This window comes from Trinickia sp. (genome assembly GCF_051953955.1).
Taxonomy (GTDB): Bacteria; Pseudomonadota; Gammaproteobacteria; order Burkholderiales; family Burkholderiaceae; genus Trinickia.
This window is the reverse complement of sequence record NZ_JBQCIF010000094.1, coordinates 18305-33615: the sequence shown is the minus strand read 5'-3', so window position 1 is coordinate 33615 and position 15311 is coordinate 18305. Positions and strand designations below refer to the sequence as shown.

The 15311-nt window shown below is 65.1% G+C and carries 14 protein-coding genes and 1 tRNA gene; 5 read left to right on the top strand and 10 right to left on the bottom strand.

Features of this window, described 5'->3' with window-relative positions; genetic code table 11:
• Window positions 1-896: amidase (locus tag ACTHNZ_RS18365; protein WP_440543981.1), on the bottom strand; the 896-nt coding region annotated here is incomplete at its 3' end.
• Between the two features lie 60 nt (window positions 897-956).
• Window positions 957-1256, bottom strand: a complete 300-nt coding sequence (gene gatC, locus ACTHNZ_RS18360) for an Asp-tRNA(Asn)/Glu-tRNA(Gln) amidotransferase subunit GatC (protein ID WP_440543980.1) — start codon at window positions 1254-1256, stop codon at window positions 957-959.
• A gap of 378 nt (window positions 1257-1634) precedes the next feature.
• Here gatC and ACTHNZ_RS18355 point away from each other — a divergent pair, with 378 nt between their 5' ends.
• From ACTHNZ_RS18355 to rodA, 5 genes are all read left to right on the top strand, one after another.
• Entirely contained in the window at window positions 1635-2678 is a 1044-nt protein-coding gene (locus ACTHNZ_RS18355) for a rod shape-determining protein (RefSeq protein ID WP_440543979.1), read from the top strand.
• Between the two features lie 125 nt (window positions 2679-2803).
• Window positions 2804-3910 (top strand): rod shape-determining protein MreC, encoded by a 1107-nt coding sequence (gene mreC, locus ACTHNZ_RS18350; protein WP_440543978.1) that lies wholly within the window; start codon window positions 2804-2806, stop codon window positions 3908-3910.
• A complete protein-coding gene (gene mreD / locus ACTHNZ_RS18345) occupies window positions 3907-4419 on the top strand; it encodes a rod shape-determining protein MreD (protein ID WP_440543976.1) in 513 nt (170 codons plus the stop codon). Before mreC ends, mreD begins: the two co-directional genes overlap by 4 nt.
• Before the next feature lie 47 nt (window positions 4420-4466).
• The gene (gene mrdA / locus ACTHNZ_RS18340; RefSeq protein ID WP_440543975.1) at window positions 4467-6929 is read left to right on the top strand and encodes a penicillin-binding protein 2; all 2463 of its coding nucleotides are present in this window, start codon (window positions 4467-4469) and stop codon (window positions 6927-6929) included.
• Window positions 6930-6940: 11 nt separating this feature from the next.
• A complete protein-coding gene (gene rodA / locus ACTHNZ_RS18335; protein WP_440543974.1) occupies window positions 6941-8095 on the top strand; it encodes a rod shape-determining protein RodA in 1155 nt (384 codons plus the stop codon).
• Window positions 8096-8178: 83 nt separating this feature from the next.
• Here the strand turns inward: rodA and ACTHNZ_RS18330 are convergent, their stop codons facing one another.
• The 8 genes from ACTHNZ_RS18330 to ACTHNZ_RS18295 form a co-directional block, all read right to left on the bottom strand.
• The gene (locus ACTHNZ_RS18330) at window positions 8179-8826 is read right to left on the bottom strand and encodes a tetratricopeptide repeat protein (protein ID WP_440543983.1); all 648 of its coding nucleotides are present in this window, start codon (window positions 8824-8826) and stop codon (window positions 8179-8181) included.
• Between the two features lie 71 nt (window positions 8827-8897).
• Window positions 8898-9680, bottom strand: coding sequence for an HpcH/HpaI aldolase family protein (locus ACTHNZ_RS18325; RefSeq protein ID WP_440543973.1), 783 nt, complete (start codon window positions 9678-9680; stop codon window positions 8898-8900).
• Window positions 9681-9857: 177 nt separating this feature from the next.
• Entirely contained in the window at window positions 9858-10310 is a 453-nt protein-coding gene (gene queD, locus ACTHNZ_RS18320) for a 6-carboxytetrahydropterin synthase QueD (RefSeq protein ID WP_440543982.1), read from the bottom strand.
• Between the two features lie 9 nt (window positions 10311-10319).
• Window positions 10320-10952, bottom strand: coding sequence for a 7-carboxy-7-deazaguanine synthase (queE, locus tag ACTHNZ_RS18315; protein WP_440543972.1), 633 nt, complete (start codon window positions 10950-10952; stop codon window positions 10320-10322).
• 83 nt (window positions 10953-11035) lie between these two features.
• A complete protein-coding gene (gene queC, locus ACTHNZ_RS18310) occupies window positions 11036-11767 on the bottom strand; it encodes a 7-cyano-7-deazaguanine synthase QueC (protein ID WP_440543971.1) in 732 nt (243 codons plus the stop codon).
• Window positions 11768-12018: 251 nt separating this feature from the next.
• Window positions 12019-12094, bottom strand: a tRNA-Phe gene (locus ACTHNZ_RS18305).
• 118 nt (window positions 12095-12212) lie between these two features.
• Window positions 12213-12908, bottom strand: a complete 696-nt coding sequence (gene esaR / locus ACTHNZ_RS18300) for a response regulator transcription factor EsaR (protein WP_440543970.1) — start codon at window positions 12906-12908, stop codon at window positions 12213-12215.
• Complete coding sequence (locus ACTHNZ_RS18295; RefSeq protein ID WP_440543969.1) at window positions 12909-15311, bottom strand: ATP-binding protein; 2403 nt, start codon at window positions 15309-15311, stop codon at window positions 12909-12911.

The following is a 15311-nucleotide window of genomic DNA, read 5'->3' as shown; positions in this document are numbered from 1 at the left end:
GTCGCGCCGAGCGCCTCGTATTGCTTCAGGGCCGCATCGACGGCAGCGCGGACGTCGCTTGCGAGCCCCTCGCCGAAGTACTCTTTCGGCAGACCGATGCGCAGGCCGGCGAGCGGCTTGCCCGCGGGTGCATCGGCCGTGAAGCCTTGCCCCAAGTGCCGCGTGTAGTTTTCGTCGGCGCGCTGCAAGCTCGTGGAGTCGCGCTCGTCGAAACCGGCCATCGCGTTCAGCAGCAGCGCGCAATCAGCGGCGCTTTTGGCCATCGGGCCGCCCTGATCGAGCGACGAGGCAAATGCGATCATCCCGTAGCGGGAAACGCGCCCATAGGTGGGCTTGATGCCCGTCACGCCCGAGAACGACGCCGGCTGGCGGATGGAGCCGCCCGTATCGGTGGCCGTGGCGGCCGGCGCGAGACGCGCGGCCACGGCCGCGGCCGAGCCGCCCGACGAGCCGCCCGGCACCGCGCGGGCATCCCACGGATTGCGCACGGCGCCGAAGGCCGAGTTCTCGTTGGACGAACCCATCGCGAATTCGTCCATGTTCGTCTTGCCGAGCGTCACCATGCCCGCGTGCGCCAGGCGCTCGACGACGGTCGCGTCGAACGGGCTTTCGTAGCCCGCGAGCATTTTCGAGCCGGCCGTCGAATGCCAGCCGCGCGTGACGAAGACATCCTTGTGCGCGACGGGCACGCCGGTGAGCGGCCCACCCTCGCCGCGCGCGAGCCGCGCATCGGCCGCACGCGCTTCGCCGAGCGTGCGCTCGGGGTCGACTTCGATGAAGGCGTTCAACTCGCGTGCGTCGTCGATGCGCTTCAAATAGAGCTGCGCGAGTTCGACGGCGGACGTCGCGCGGCTTGCGAGCGAGCTTGCGAGCTCGCTCAAACTTTTCTCGTACATGTCGGTCTCTTTCCGTGGATCCTGAAAGTTCCTGAAAGCTTGAAGACGGCTTGAAGACGGTTACTCGATCACTTTCGGGACCAAGAACAACCCTTCTTGCACGGCCGGCGCGCTCTTTTGGTTCGCCTCGCGATCGACCGCTTCGGTCACGGCGTCCTCGCGCAGCCGCAGCGCCACGTCCTCGATCTGCTCGATCGGGTGCGCGAGCGGCGCGATGCCGGAAGTATTCACGGCCTGCATCTGCTCGACGAGGCCGAAGAACTCGTTGAGCTGCGCGAGGGTTTGCTCGCAGTCAGCCTCGGGCAGTTCGAGCCGTGCGAGATGGGCGATGCGTTTCACATCGGTCAGGGTCAAAGCCATGCGTTTCACCGGAAGCTGGGACTTAAGCGCAACGGGGCAAAAAACGATGTTGCGCCAGGGAGTTAGGGCGTCGGATCGTACCCTCGTCGAGGGCGCCTTGGACGGCAAAAAGGACCATCCGTTTACTACGAATAGGTCGAAATTATAAGGTATCATTACGCGTTCGAACCAAACCCGGACCGCCCCTGCCCAGGCCCTCGGCGCCATAGCGATAAGCCGCCGCCTCGCGTGCCGCGGCCTCCGGTCGAATTCATTGCAGCTTCGCGCTCGCGTGGCGGCGCTCGAACGGCAGCCGCTCAGAACCCGAAGCTTTTATTTTTTCGCCGCGGCGCGGCGCCTTCACGGCGAAGCCCGGCTTCTCCCGCGAGACAGGATTTCATGTTCGGCTTTTTGCGCAGCTACTTCTCCAACGACCTTGCGATCGATCTCGGCACCGCCAACACGCTGATCTACATGCGCGGCAAAGGCATCGTCCTCGACGAGCCGTCCGTCGTGTCGATTCGCCAAGAAGGCGGCCCGAACGGCAAGAAAACCATTCAGGCAGTCGGCCGCGAGGCCAAGCAAATGCTCGGCAAGGTGCCGGGCAACATCGAAGCGATCCGGCCGATGAAAGACGGCGTCATCGCCGATTTCACGGTCACCGAGCAGATGATCAAGCAGTTCATCAAAACGGCCCACGAATCGCGCATGTTCTCGCCCTCGCCGCGCATCATCATCTGCGTGCCCTGCGGCTCGACGCAGGTCGAGCGCCGCGCGATCAAGGAAGCGGCGCACGGCGCCGGCGCCTCGCAGGTCTACCTCATCGAAGAGCCGATGGCGGCCGCGATCGGCGCGGGCCTGCCCGTCTCGGAAGCGACGGGCTCGATGGTCGTCGACATCGGCGGCGGCACGACCGAAGTCGGCGTGATCTCGCTCGGCGGCATCGTGTACAAGGGTTCGGTGCGCGTCGGCGGCGATAAATTCGACGAAGCGATCGTCAACTACCTCCGCCGCAACTACGGCATGCTGATCGGCGAGCAAACGGCCGAAGCGATCAAGAAGGAAATCGGCTCCGCGTTCCCGGGCTCGGAGGTCAAGGAAATGGAAGTGAAGGGGCGCAATCTGTCGGAAGGCATTCCGCGCAGCTTCACGATTTCGAGCAACGAAATCCTCGAGGCGCTGACCGATCCCCTGAACCAGATCGTCTCGTCGGTCAAGATCGCGCTCGAGCAAACGCCGCCCGAGCTCGGTGCGGACATCGCCGAGCGCGGCATGATGCTGACGGGCGGCGGCGCATTGCTGCGCGATCTCGATCGCCTGCTCGCCGAGGAAACGGGTTTGCCCGTGCTCGTCGCCGAGGATCCGCTCACGTGCGTCGTGCGCGGTTCCGGGATGGCGCTCGAACGCATGGACAAGCTCGGCAGCATCTTCTCGTACGAGTGACGTTGCAGGTGAGCCGCGCGCGCATCGTTCATCGCATGGGTCGTCGCATCGCTCGTTCCTTGCCGATCGAGCATTGATGCGCGCCGCGCCGCCCCCCGCCAACGTTCACGCTTTCGGCGTCGACCATGGAATACAGTCCGCCGCCTCTATTTAAGCAAGGCCCGTCCGCGCTCGCGCGGCTCATTTTCTTCGTCGTCCTCTCGCTGGTGCTGCTCGTCTCCGACGCACGGTTCAAGACGCTCGAAGTCGTGCGCGCCGTGCTCGATGCGGGGCTTTATCCGCTGCAGCGCGCAGCGCTCCTGCCGCGCGATCTCGTGCTCGATGCCGCGCACTACGCGGTCACGAGCAATTCGCTGCGGCGCGACAATCAAACGCTCTCGGCCAAGAACCTGCAGCTTTCGCTGCAAGCGAACCAAGTCGCGACGCTCACCGCCGAAAACGCCCATCTGCGCGCGCTGCTCAATCTTTCGCGCAACGTCGCGACGCAGTCGATCCCGGCCGAAGTGCAATACGGCATGCGCGATCCGTTTACGCAGAAAGTCGTGATCGGGCGCGGCTCGCAGCAAGGCGTGGAGAACGGCTCGCCCGTCGTCAGCGAAGACGGCATGATCGGCCAGGTCACGCGTGTGTTCCCGATGCAGTCCGAGGTCACGCTGTTGACCGACAAGGACGAAGCGGTACCCGTCGAAGTCGTGCGCACGGGCCTGCGCAGCGTCGTATACGGCACGGCTACGGGCGATACGCTCGAATTGCGCTTCGTGCCGATCAGCGCCGACGTCGTCGCCGGCGACGAACTCGTCACGAGCGGGCTCGACGGCGTTTATCCGGAAGGGCTGCCCGTCGCCAAGGTCGTGCGCGTCGACAAGCAGGCCGATACCGCGTTCGCGCGCGTCGTCTGCGTGCCCGTGGCAGCCGTGCGCGGCGCGCGCGACGTACTCGTGCTGCACTACCAGAGCGACGTGCCGCCGCGCCCGGCGGAGCCGGAACCCACCTCCCCGAAGGACGGCAAGGCCAAGAAGGCTGCGAAGGGCGGTGAAAAGGCCGCGGAGAAAGCGAAGGCCGACGAAAAAACCGCTGCGCCCAAGCCCGAAGATAAAAAGGTGCCCGATAAAGCCGCGGCCAAAACGGCCGATAAACGAGCCGAGAAGGCCACGAATGCCGCGAATCTGGCGGCCGATGCCAAGGGCCACAGCGCACTCGCCCCGCGCGCCGCATCGGGAGCTCAGCGATGAATCGCCCGCAGTACATTCTGCTGCCGGTCAATCCGTACTTCATTGCGTTCAGCCTCGCGGCGGCGTTCCTGCTGAACCTGATGCCCTGGGGCCGGCTGATCGGCATCCCCGATTTCGTGGCGCTCGTGCTGCTGTTTTGGAACGTGCATCAGCCGCGCAAGGTCGGCATGGGCATCGCGTTCTTTCTCGGGCTGTTGATGGACGTGCACGATGCGAGTTTGCTCGGCGAGCACGCGCTGGCCTATACGCTGCTCTCGTACGGCGCCATCACGATCCACCGGCGCGTGCTCTGGATGCCGCGCGGCCTGCAGGTATTCGCGGTGGCGCCGCTGCTCGTGATCGCGCAGCTGGTGCCGTTCGTCACGCGCCTGTTGACCGGCGCGGCGTTCCCGGGCTGGGGCCAGCTCGTGCACGGCTTCGTCGAGGCCGCGCTGTGGCCGCTCGCCTGTTCGCTGCTTCTCATGCCCCAACGCCGCCCGGCCGACCCGGACGACACACGGCCCATTTGAGCGCCCCTGCTCGAGCGCGGCTTGCGTGAGGGCCTCGTGACCTAAGCATGACGGAATTCAAAAACACCCAGCTGCAGCTCTCGAAGTTCCGCTTTCGCGTGGCGGCGGCGGGTCTGTTCGTGCTCGTCTGCTTCGGGCTCTTGATCCTGCGCTTCCTGTTCCTGCAGGTCTGGCATTACAGCAAGTACTCGCTGCAAGCCGAGGAGAACCGGATCTCCGTTGCGCCGATCGTGCCCAATCGCGGCATCATCACCGATCGCAACGGCGTCGTGCTCGCGCGCAATTATTCGGCCTATACGCTCGAAATCACGCCATCGAAACTGAACGACTCGCTCGATCACGTCATCGACGAGCTCTCGACGGTCGTGACGATCGATGCACGCGACCGCCGCCGCTTCAAGAAGCTGCTCGAGGATTCGAAGAACTTCGAAAGCCTGCCGATCCGCACGCGCCTGACCGATGAGGAAGTCGCTCGCTTCACGGCGCAGCGCTTCCGCTTTCCCGGCGTCGACGTGCGGGCGCGGCTGTTCCGCCAATACCCGCTCGGCGAAACGGCGGCGCACGTGATCGGCTACATCGGCCGCATCTCGCAGCGCGATCAGCAGAAGATCGACGCCGTCAGCGAGCAGAACGACAGCGATCCCGATCATTACGATCCTCGCCTCGATGCGAACAACTACAAGGGCACCGACTACATCGGCAAGATCGGCGTGGAGCAGAGCTACGAGGCCGAACTGCACGGCCTGACGGGCTTCGAGGAAGTGGAAGTGACGGCGGGCGGACGCCCCGTGCGCACGCTCTCGCGCACGCAAGCGACGCCCGGCAACAATCTCGTGCTCTCGCTCGACATCGGCCTGCAAGAAGTTGCCGAGCAAGCGTTCGCGGGCAAGCGCGGCGCCCTCGTGGCGATCGAGCCGTCGACGGGCGACGTCCTCGCGTTCGTGTCGGCGCCGAGCTTCGATCCGAACTCGTTCGTCGACGGCATCGATCAGCAAACATGGGACGAGCTCAACAACTCGCCCGATCACCCGCTGCTGAACCGGCCCCTGCACAGTGCCTATCCGCCAGGCTCGACCTACAAGCCGTTCATGGCGCTCGCCGCGCTCACGCTGCACAAGCGCACGCCCGAATGGGGCTTTCACGATCCCGGCTTCTATCAGTTCGGCGGGCACACGTTCCGCAACGACGTGCCGCAGGGCCAGGGCTGGGTCGACATGAACCGAGCAATCATGGTGTCGAACGACACCTACTTCTACATGGTCGCGCACGATCTCGGCGTCGATGCGATCGCCAAGTTCATGAAGCCGTGGGGCTTTGGGCAACTGACCGGCATCGACATCGCCGGTGAGGCGCGCGGCATTCTGCCGTCGACCGAATGGAAGCGCAAAGCGTACCGCAAGCCCGAGCAGCAGCGCTGGTACGAAGGCGAGACGATCAGCCTCGGCATCGGCCAGGGCTACAACTCGTTCACCATGCTGCAGCTCGCGCATGCGACGGCGACGCTCGCCGACGACGGCATCGTCATGCGGCCCCACCTCGTCAAGGAAATCGAAAACCCGATCACGCACGATATGCGGCTCACGGTGCCTCACGAGAGCGGCCGCATCGACGTGAGCCAAGCCGACATCGACGTCGTCAAACGCGGCATGGAAGCGGTGACGAACAATCCATCCGGCACCGCTTACGAGGTGTTCCGCAACGCGCCTTATACGGTGGCCGGCAAGACGGGCACGGCGCAGGTGTATTCGCTGCAAGGACAGAAGTATCACGGCGGCTCGATTCCCGAGCACCTGCGCGACCACTCTCTTTTCATCGCGTTCGCGCCAGCCGATCATCCCGTGATCGCCGTCGCCACGATCGTCGAAAACGGCGGCTGGGGCGCGAGCGTGGCCGGGCCGATCGTGCGGCGCGTGCTCGACTATTACCTGCTTCAGCGCGGCAAGCCGGGGGCGCTGCAAGCGGCCGTCGCGCAAGCCGCCTCCGCCACGCAGGCGGCCGCGGGCCCCGTCATCGGCGCATCGGATGCCGTGGACGACGGCACTGCCTCGCCCATCAAGGTCGCGGCCGGCTTCAAGGCCTTGCCGGAGCCGGCCGAGCCGGCTTCCGCGCCGCACGCGCCGGCGTCGGCGCCGATGATCGCTTCCGACGTGATTTCGGCCACGCAGGCGGCGCCGTCCTCGAATGCCGGCGCGCCGGCGCCCAATACGGCCTTCGCCTCGGCGCCGGCGACGAGCGGAGCATCGGCCGCGCGAGCCGCATCGACGGCATCGGCAGCTTCGCCTCGCACAACCGCCTCCGAGCCCCCCGTCGCAGCCGTCGAAGCCATGCGCCGCTTACGCGAACGCGGCGCCTCGGGCGGAGCGGCCGGCGGTGCGGCGCCCGCCCCGCATAAGCGGCGACCGCGGCGCGACGAAGCCGCTAGCGGCGCGCTCGCGACGCCCAGAGAAAGCCACGGCGACGCGCAAGCGAGCGCCCCGGCCACGCCGGATGCGTCCGGCCCCAACGAGTAACGGAGAGAGGCATGCCCTTCGCCTTCGATAAGCGCGCCTGGCTCGAACGCTTGAAGAAGATGTTCGCCGGTTTTGATCGGCCGCTGGCGCTGACCGTGTTCCTGCTGCTGTGCGTCGGCATCGTCACGCTCTATAGCGCGAGCATCGACGTGCCCGGGCGCGTCGAGGATCAACTGCGCAACATCGTGCTGACGTTCCTGCTGATGTGGGTGCTCGCCACGATTCCACCGCAAACGCTGATGCGCTTCGCGGTCCCGCTCTATACGTTCGGCGTCGCGTTGCTCGTGGCCGTGGCGCTGTTCGGCATCACGAAGAAAGGGGCGAAGCGCTGGATCAACGTCGGCGTCGTCATTCAGCCGTCCGAGATCTTGAAGATCGCCACGCCATTGATGCTCGCGTGGTATTACCAGCGCCGAGAGAGCTCGATGCGCTGGTACGACTTCGTCGTCGGCTTCATCATCCTGCTCGTGCCGGTCGGCCTGATCGCAAAGCAGCCCGACCTCGGCACGGCCGTGCTCGTGTTCGCATCGGGGCTATTCGTCATCTATTTCGCCGGGCTCTCGTTCAAGCTCATCGTGCCCGTGCTCGTCGCCGCCGTCATCGGGATCGGCCTCGTCGCGACGTTCCAGGAGAAGATCTGTCAGCCGCAGGTGCAATGGCCGCTGATGCACGATTACCAGAAACACCGCATCTGCACGCTGCTCGATCCGACGTCCGATCCGCTCGGCAAGGGCTTCCACACGATCCAGGCCGTCATTGCGATCGGCTCGGGCGGGCCGCTCGGCAAAGGCTGGCTCAAAGGCACGCAAGCGCACCTCGATTTCATCCCCGAAAAGCATACCGACTTCATCTTCGCCGTGTTCTCCGAGGAGTTCGGGCTAGCCGGCGAACTCGTGCTGCTGACGCTCTATACGGCACTGATTGCGCGCGGGCTCTATATCGCGGCCAATGGCGCGACGCTTTTCGGGCGGCTGCTCGCGGGATCGTTGACGATGGCGTTTTTCACGTATGCGTTCGTCAACGTCGGCATGGTCAGCGGGATCTTGCCCGTCGTCGGGGTGCCGCTGCCGTTCATGAGCTACGGCGGCACGGCACTGACGACGCTCGGCATCGCCATCGGCCTCATCATGAGTGTCGGACGGCAAAAACGGCTGATGAAAAGCTGAGCGCATTCGAGGGGCCCGCGCATCCGTCGATGCGTGCTTCTTGGCCTCGCTCCGAGCGCTTTTGCTTTCCCGCTTTTGCTTTTCTATTTCGGCGGTTTCTTGGCTTCTTGCTGCAGTTGCCGGCTCAGGTCCTGAAACTTGAGCCGCGCGGCCGGATCGCCCTGCGCCGCCGCAGCAGCGTAGTAAGCGCGGGCGACGTTCAGGTTGCGCTCGACGCCGTCGCCGCCGTGTTCATAGAACGAGCCCGTCACGTATTGCGCTGTCATGTCGCCGCCTTCGGCCGCCTTCTTGTACCAGACGAATGCCTGCGCGTTGTCGCGCGGCGTGCCGCGGCCGTCGAGGAACTGGTTCGCGAGCGCGAGCTCGGCCTGTACGTGGCCTTGCTCGGCGGCCTTCAGGAACCATCGATGCGCAACGGCCGGGTCGCGCGCAACGAAGTCGCCGTCGTCGTACATTTTTCCGTAGACATACTGAGCGTGCGACATGTTCGCCTCGGCAGCCTTGAGCAGCCACTTGCGGCCTTCGGCAACATTGGCGGCCGTCCCCTCGCCGTTGAGCAGCATCATCGCGTAGTCGAATTGCGCAAGGCGGTTGCCGTGCTCGGCCGCCTCGCGGAATTCCTTCAGCGCCCCGCCGAAGTTGCCGGCGTTGTAGTCCGCCACGGCCGTCTGCGTCTCGACGTCTGTGCCTGCTTGGCCCTGCGGCTCGGATGCCCCCTGCGCCACGGCCATGCCGGCGCTCGTCCAGGCTGCGGCACCGAACACGAGCATCGGCCACATCCGCGCCCACCTCGTTCGCCCGTTCATGATCTCATCTCCTGCAGCGCAGCCCGTGTCGCGCGCACGAGCCAGATCACGTCCGCGGCTAGCGCGATCACTTTGAACCCCGCGTTGCGATACTGGCGCGCGCTCGCGACGTCGAGCGCAAAGATGCCTGCCGGGATCCCCGCTTTACTGGCCGCTTCGGCAACGCGCGCAATCGCGGCTTGCACGTCCGGATGCTTCGAATCGCCGAGGTAGCCGAGGCTTGCCGCGAGATCGGCTGGCCCAACGAACACGCAATCGATGCCGGGCGTGGCCGCAATGGCATCGACTTCTTCGAGCGCACGCGCCGATTCGATCTGCGCGATCGTCACGATCTGGGTATTCGCGCCTTGGATGTAATCGCGCCGCGCGCCGAACGCGGCCGCGCGCACGACGCCCGCCACGCCGCGCAGCCCGTCGGGCGCGTCGGCCCCCGGGTAACGCGTGAGGCGCACCGCATGCGCTGCATCGGCGGCCGACTCGATATTCGGAAACATCAACGTGCGCGCCCCCGCGTCGAGGACGCGCTTGACGAGCCAGCCCTCACGCGTGGGCACGCGCACGATCGGCTCGGTCGGCAAGTGCGCGGCCGCGATGGCGCGCAACTGAGCCGTCACGTCGGCCGAATCGTTCGGCGCGTGCTCCATGTCGATGCACAGCCAATCGAAGCCCGCATGCGCGAGCGCTTCCGCCGCATCGGCACTGGCGAGCGACAGCCACAGCCCGACGAGCGGCTCGCCTTCCTTTAAACGCTGCTTGAGAGGATTCGTGAACGCGCTCATCGGGATGTGCCCCCTCGAGCAGGCCACGGGGACACCGAGCGGGGTGCACTCGCGAATGCGGCGGCCGGCATGTCTGACTCCTTGGTTATTGTCGGCGGGCCGCGGCGTGGTTCGCTGCCGGCCCTCGTACGATCATACGCCGCCAATAACGTTTCGGATGCGGGCCGCCGAACGCCGTTAGGCGTCGGCGTCGCGCACGACGTCGGCCCAGCAGTTGGGCGTTTCGTAGAGGCGAACCTGCTGCAGCCGCAGGTTCACGCCATAGTGAGCGTCATAGACTTGCGCGAGCGTCTCGAACGCGACGGCGGCGAGATTCTCGACGGTGGGAATGCGATCGAGCACGATCGTCTTGTGCTCCGGCATCGATTCGAGGAATTCGCGCACGCGCGTATCGCCTTCGAATACGAGGAACGCGTGGTCCCAGCGGCTCACGAGATGCGTCATCGCCAGCGATTTGACGTCGGCGAAGTCCATCACCATGCCGCGATCGGGCGCGCCCTCCGTTTCCACGACGTCGCCGCGCAGCGTGACTTCGAGCACGTAGCGGTGACCGTGCAGATTACGGCACTGGCTGCGGTGGTCGGGAATGCGGTGGCCCGCATCGAATTCGAGTTTTCGGGTAATCGTCAGCACGGCGAATCAGGGAATGTTCAGATACTTGTGAGTCTGCATCGAGAGCCGCCAGCGCGGATGGCGCTTGCACCAGTCGATCGCGAGACGCGTGTTCAGCTCGCGCGACGGGCCGTCCATCGGCTGCACGAGGAAATACTCGAAGTCGAGCGCCGCATACTCGGCCAGGCGCTGATTATCCTGCGGAACGACGACTTTCAGCTCGTTGCCCTTCGTCACGACGAGCGGCGCATCGGCCTTTGGGCTCACGCAAATCCAATCGATGGAGTCGAGCACCGGCAGCGAGCCGTTCGTCTCGATCGCGACTTCGAAGCCGGCCGCGTGCAGCGCGGCGACGAGCGGCTCGTCCATCTGCAGCATGGGCTCGCCGCCCGTGCAAACCACGAAGCGATGCGCCTCGCCTTCGGGCCACAGCGAAGCGATCCGGCTCACGAGCGCATCGGCGTCGCGATATTTGCCGCCGTTCTCGCCATCGGAGCCGACGAAATCAGTATCGCAGAAACGGCAGACAGCGCTCGCGCGGTCTTCTTCTCGCCCCGACCACAAGTTGCAACCGGCAAACCGGCAGAACACGGCCGGGCGGCCCGCATTCGCGCCCTCGCCTTGCAACGTGTAGAAAATTTCCTTGACCGCGTACGTCATGCTGCTTCTTTCGTCCGTCTCGATGATGATGAACCGCTCCGCCCACAGACGCAGCGGCCAGGCTTCATGCCTTCATGCCTTGGCTACGCCGGCTGCGTCACGTTTTCGCCGGCGAGAAATGCTTCGTAACCGCGCTTGCGCAGGCGGCAGGCCGGGCATTGCCCGCAGCCGAAGCCCCAGTCGTGCAATTCGGCCCGCTCGCCGACATAGCACGTATGTGTCTCCACCCTCACCAATTCGACGAGCGCGTCGCCGCCTAGATCGCGCGCGAGGCGCCAGGTGTCGGCCTTGTCGAGCCACATAAGCGGCGTCTCGACGGTGAACCGGCTGTCCATGCCGAGGTTCAGCGCCACCTGCAGCGCCTTCATCGTATCGTCGCGGCAATCCGGGTAGCCCGAGAAGTCGGTCTCGCACATCCCGCCGACGAGCACCGACAGCCCTCTGCGATACGCGATCGCCGCGGCGATCGTCATGAACATCAGATTGCGGCCCGGCACGAACGTATTCGGCAAACCATTGGCTGCAGCCTCGATCTCGATCTCGCGCGTCATCGCCGTATCGCTGATCGCGCCTAGCACGGACAAATCGACCGTATGATCCTCGCCCAGCCGCGCGGCCCAATTCGGAAACGCCGCGACGATCGCCTGACGCACGCTGTCGCGGCATTCGAGTTCGACGCGGTGACGCTGGCCGTAGTCGAAGCCGAGCGTTTCGACCGTCTCGTAACGCTCGAGCGCCCAAGCAAGGCACGTGGTCGAATCTTGGCCGCCCGAAAACAGCACGAGCGCGCTTGGCTTAGCGTCTGTCCGAATCACCTTGAAAACTCCGTGGACCAACAAGTTAAGGCGGGCGCAGGGCGTATGCCCGGCGCGGGCGCGGCACTGCGGCCGCACGGTGCTTGCAGTATATGCCTCGCATTCGAGCGCCGAGCAGCATGGCGCTTATACCGGGCTTGCGTCGTGGGCGTGACGCGCGCCCGTCCCGACACCGCCCGGCGGTGACCCAGCCGGGAGCGCACCATGAGAAAAACCCCAAGAACCTTGCGATTCTTGGGGTTGAATACTGCTGGTGGCCTGGGGCGGAATCGAACCACCGACACGCGGATTTTCAATCCGCTGCTCTACCAACTGAGCTACCGGGCCACGAAGAAGCGAGAGTATAGCAAGGAGATTCGCGTCGCTCAAGCACTTTTTGACAGCGCTTTTTGCGGTACGGTACGTGCCGCTGAGATCGAGCAACGCAGCACAGCACGCGGCCTCGTCATTCCCCTTTGTTCTTGCTCAGATCGACACCGAGCTGCTTGAGCTTGCGATACAGGTGCGTGCGCTCGAGCCCCGTCTTCTCCGCCACGCGCGTCATGCTGCCGTTCTCGCGGGCCAGGTGGTACTCGAAATAGGCGCGCTCGAATGCATCGCGCGCATCGCGCAGCGGAATGTCGAACGAAATCGATGCCGCTTGCGCGCTCGCGGCGGCATTCACCGGCGCGGCATCGGCCACCATCATCGGCAAGGCAACGGCGGCCGCCACCGTGACCGCATTCGCCGGCACCGGCGCCTTCACCGCAGCGGTGCCCGCTACCGGGGCGGCGGCCGTCCCGCGCGCGAGTCCCTGCTCCACCGCCTTCAATAACTTTTGCAAGGCAATCGGCTTTTCCAAGAAATTGAGCGCGCCGATCTTCGTCGCCTCGACGGCCGTATCGATCGTCGCATGCCCCGACATCATGATGACGGGCATCGTCAACAAACCCTGCGCCGCCCATTCCTTGAGCAGCGTCACGCCATCTGTATCGGGCATCCAAATGTCGAGCAGCACGAGATCGGGTGCCTGGCGCAGGCGGTAATCGCGCGCATGCTGCGCGTTCTCCGCTACTTCCACGGCATGTCCCTCGTCGCTCAGGATTTCCGAGAGCAGCTCCCGGATGCCCATTTCGTCGTCTACCACCAGGATGGTTGCCATTTATGCTGCCCTTGTCTGCGCTATTGCTTTTGTCGATCCCGACGCCGCACCACCGTTCGTGCCCGTGCCTTGCTCGGGCGCCGTATCGTCCGCCAACTGCAGGAACAAAATCGAAACTTGCGCACCGTCGATTGCTTCGCCTGCTTTCACGCGGTTCCGAATATCGATACGGGCGCCGTGTTCGTCGACGATCTTCTTGACCATGGCGAGCCCCAGCCCCGTTCCTCTGGCTTTCGTCGTCACGTACGGTTCGAATGCGCGAGTGAGGATGCGGGCGGGGAAGCCGGGGCCGTTGTCGGACACGGCCAGGCGAACCGCGACACGCACCTTACCCTGCGCATCGGGGTCGCCATATTCTACTGTCTTGGTTTCGATGAGGACACGCGGGCTTGCGATTTCCGCAACCGCATCCTGCGCGTTCTGCAGCAGATTGTGGATGACCTGCCGCAACTGCGTCGCATCGCCGCGAATCACCGGCAGCGCCGACAACTCGGCCGTGATCGCGCTCTTGCCCTCTCCCACACCGTACAAGCTCAGCACTTCCGTCACGAGATCGTTCAACTGCAGATTCGCAAGCACCGCCGGCGGCGTGCGCGCGTAGTCGCGAAAATCGTCGACCATCTGCTTCATCGCCGCGACTTGATTCACGATCGTCGTCGCACCGCGCTTGAGCACGTCGGCATCGTGCGGCGAAAGCTTGTCGGCCAGCTTCATCTGCAATCGCTCGGCCGATAGCTGGATCGGGGTGAGCGGATTCTTGATCTCGTGCGCGAGCCTGCGCGCCACTTCGCCCCAGGCCGCCGAACGCTGTGCGGAAATGACGTCGGAGATGTCGTCGAACACGACGACGTAACCGGCCGTGTCCGGCTCCTCCTGGCCGCCCTGTGCCGGCGTAGCCGCTAAAAGGCGCGTGCCGCGCACGAGCAGCGTGAGCGGCTCCGTCTCACCGGGCACCGACACCGAGACTTGCTGCTGCCAGTGGCCGCCGTCGTCGATGACGCCCTCGCTCGCCGCCTCTCGATCGGCGAACGCCTTGCGCACCATGGCCGAGAACTCCGCGAGCACGCCGATGTGCTCCAACGACGCGCCGAGCATCCCTTGAAACGGCTGCCGAAAAATCCGCTCGGCACCGCGATTGGCCGTGGTCAAGCGAAACTGCCGGTCGAGCACGAACACGCCGGCCGTCAGATTGGCCAGAATGCTCTCGAGGTAGGCCTTCGAATGCTCGAGCGCGATTCGGTTGCGTTCGACGGCGGCTCGCGCCTCCGACAATTGGCGCGTCATCGCATTGAACGACTGCGTGAGGAAGCCCAGCTCGTCGCGCGATTTGATCTCGCGCTTCGGCGTGTAGTCGCCTTCGGCCACCTCCTTCGTGCCCTTGGCCAGCAAGAACAGCGGCCGAGCGAGCTGGTTCCCGAGCGCGAGCGCGAGCATCATCGCGATGAAGGTCGCGAGGAACAGCGCGAGCGTCAACGTGCCGATGTACATCTTGCGCAAGCCCGTGCGGCCAAGCGCCTTCTCCTGATATTCGCGATAGGCGCGCTGCACGGCGTCGGCATTGCGCGCAAGCGTGGGCGAAACGGGCTGCGTCAACTCCAAAAAGCGTTCGGCCGGCTGCAGCAGCGACGCGCTCGTATCGGGCACGAGCACCACGACGCGCAAGCGCAGTGCCCCCTTCGCGCCTTTCCCACGCGGATCGCCGTCGACTTCGCCCTCGATCGAAGCGTAACCGCGCGTGCGCGCCTGATCGAGCATGATCGGGGTCGGCAAATCGTCGGGCATCAAGGACGCGAAGTTGCCCGACGTCTGCGCGATCACGTGCAGATCGGGCGACGCGCCCGAGACGCTGCGCGTCGATTCGACGAGCATCGCTTCTTGCACGCCGAATTGGTCGCGCATGCGCAGCAGCGTGAGCGTCGTGTTCGACGGCGGCGTGCTCGCGAGCTGCTCGGCCATCACGTGTGCCTTCGTCTGCAAGTCGGAGAGCGACGCATCGAGCATCGCGCGCCCGAGATTCAAGCCGGACGTGAGAGCCGTCTCGACGTTCACGTCGAACCACGATTCGATGCTGCGCGAGACGAACTGGTACGACACCACGTAGATGATCGCGCCCGGCAGCACGCCGACGAGCGCAAAGAATATGGCGAGCTTGGCGAGCAGCCGCGTGCCGAACTTGCCCTTGCGCAGCCGCGCGAGAATCATCACGACGAGCGCGACGACGATCAGCAGAAAGACGAGCGCAACGGCGATGTTGGCCGCATAGAGCCACGAATAGTAGCGATCGAAGAATTCCGTGTTGGCGCTGGCCGCGGCGAGCAGCACGAGCAGCAGCAGCGCCGTGACGGCCACCGTCGAGACGATCACGCGAACGAGGATGCTTCGCACGTCCGCTTTGCGACGCAC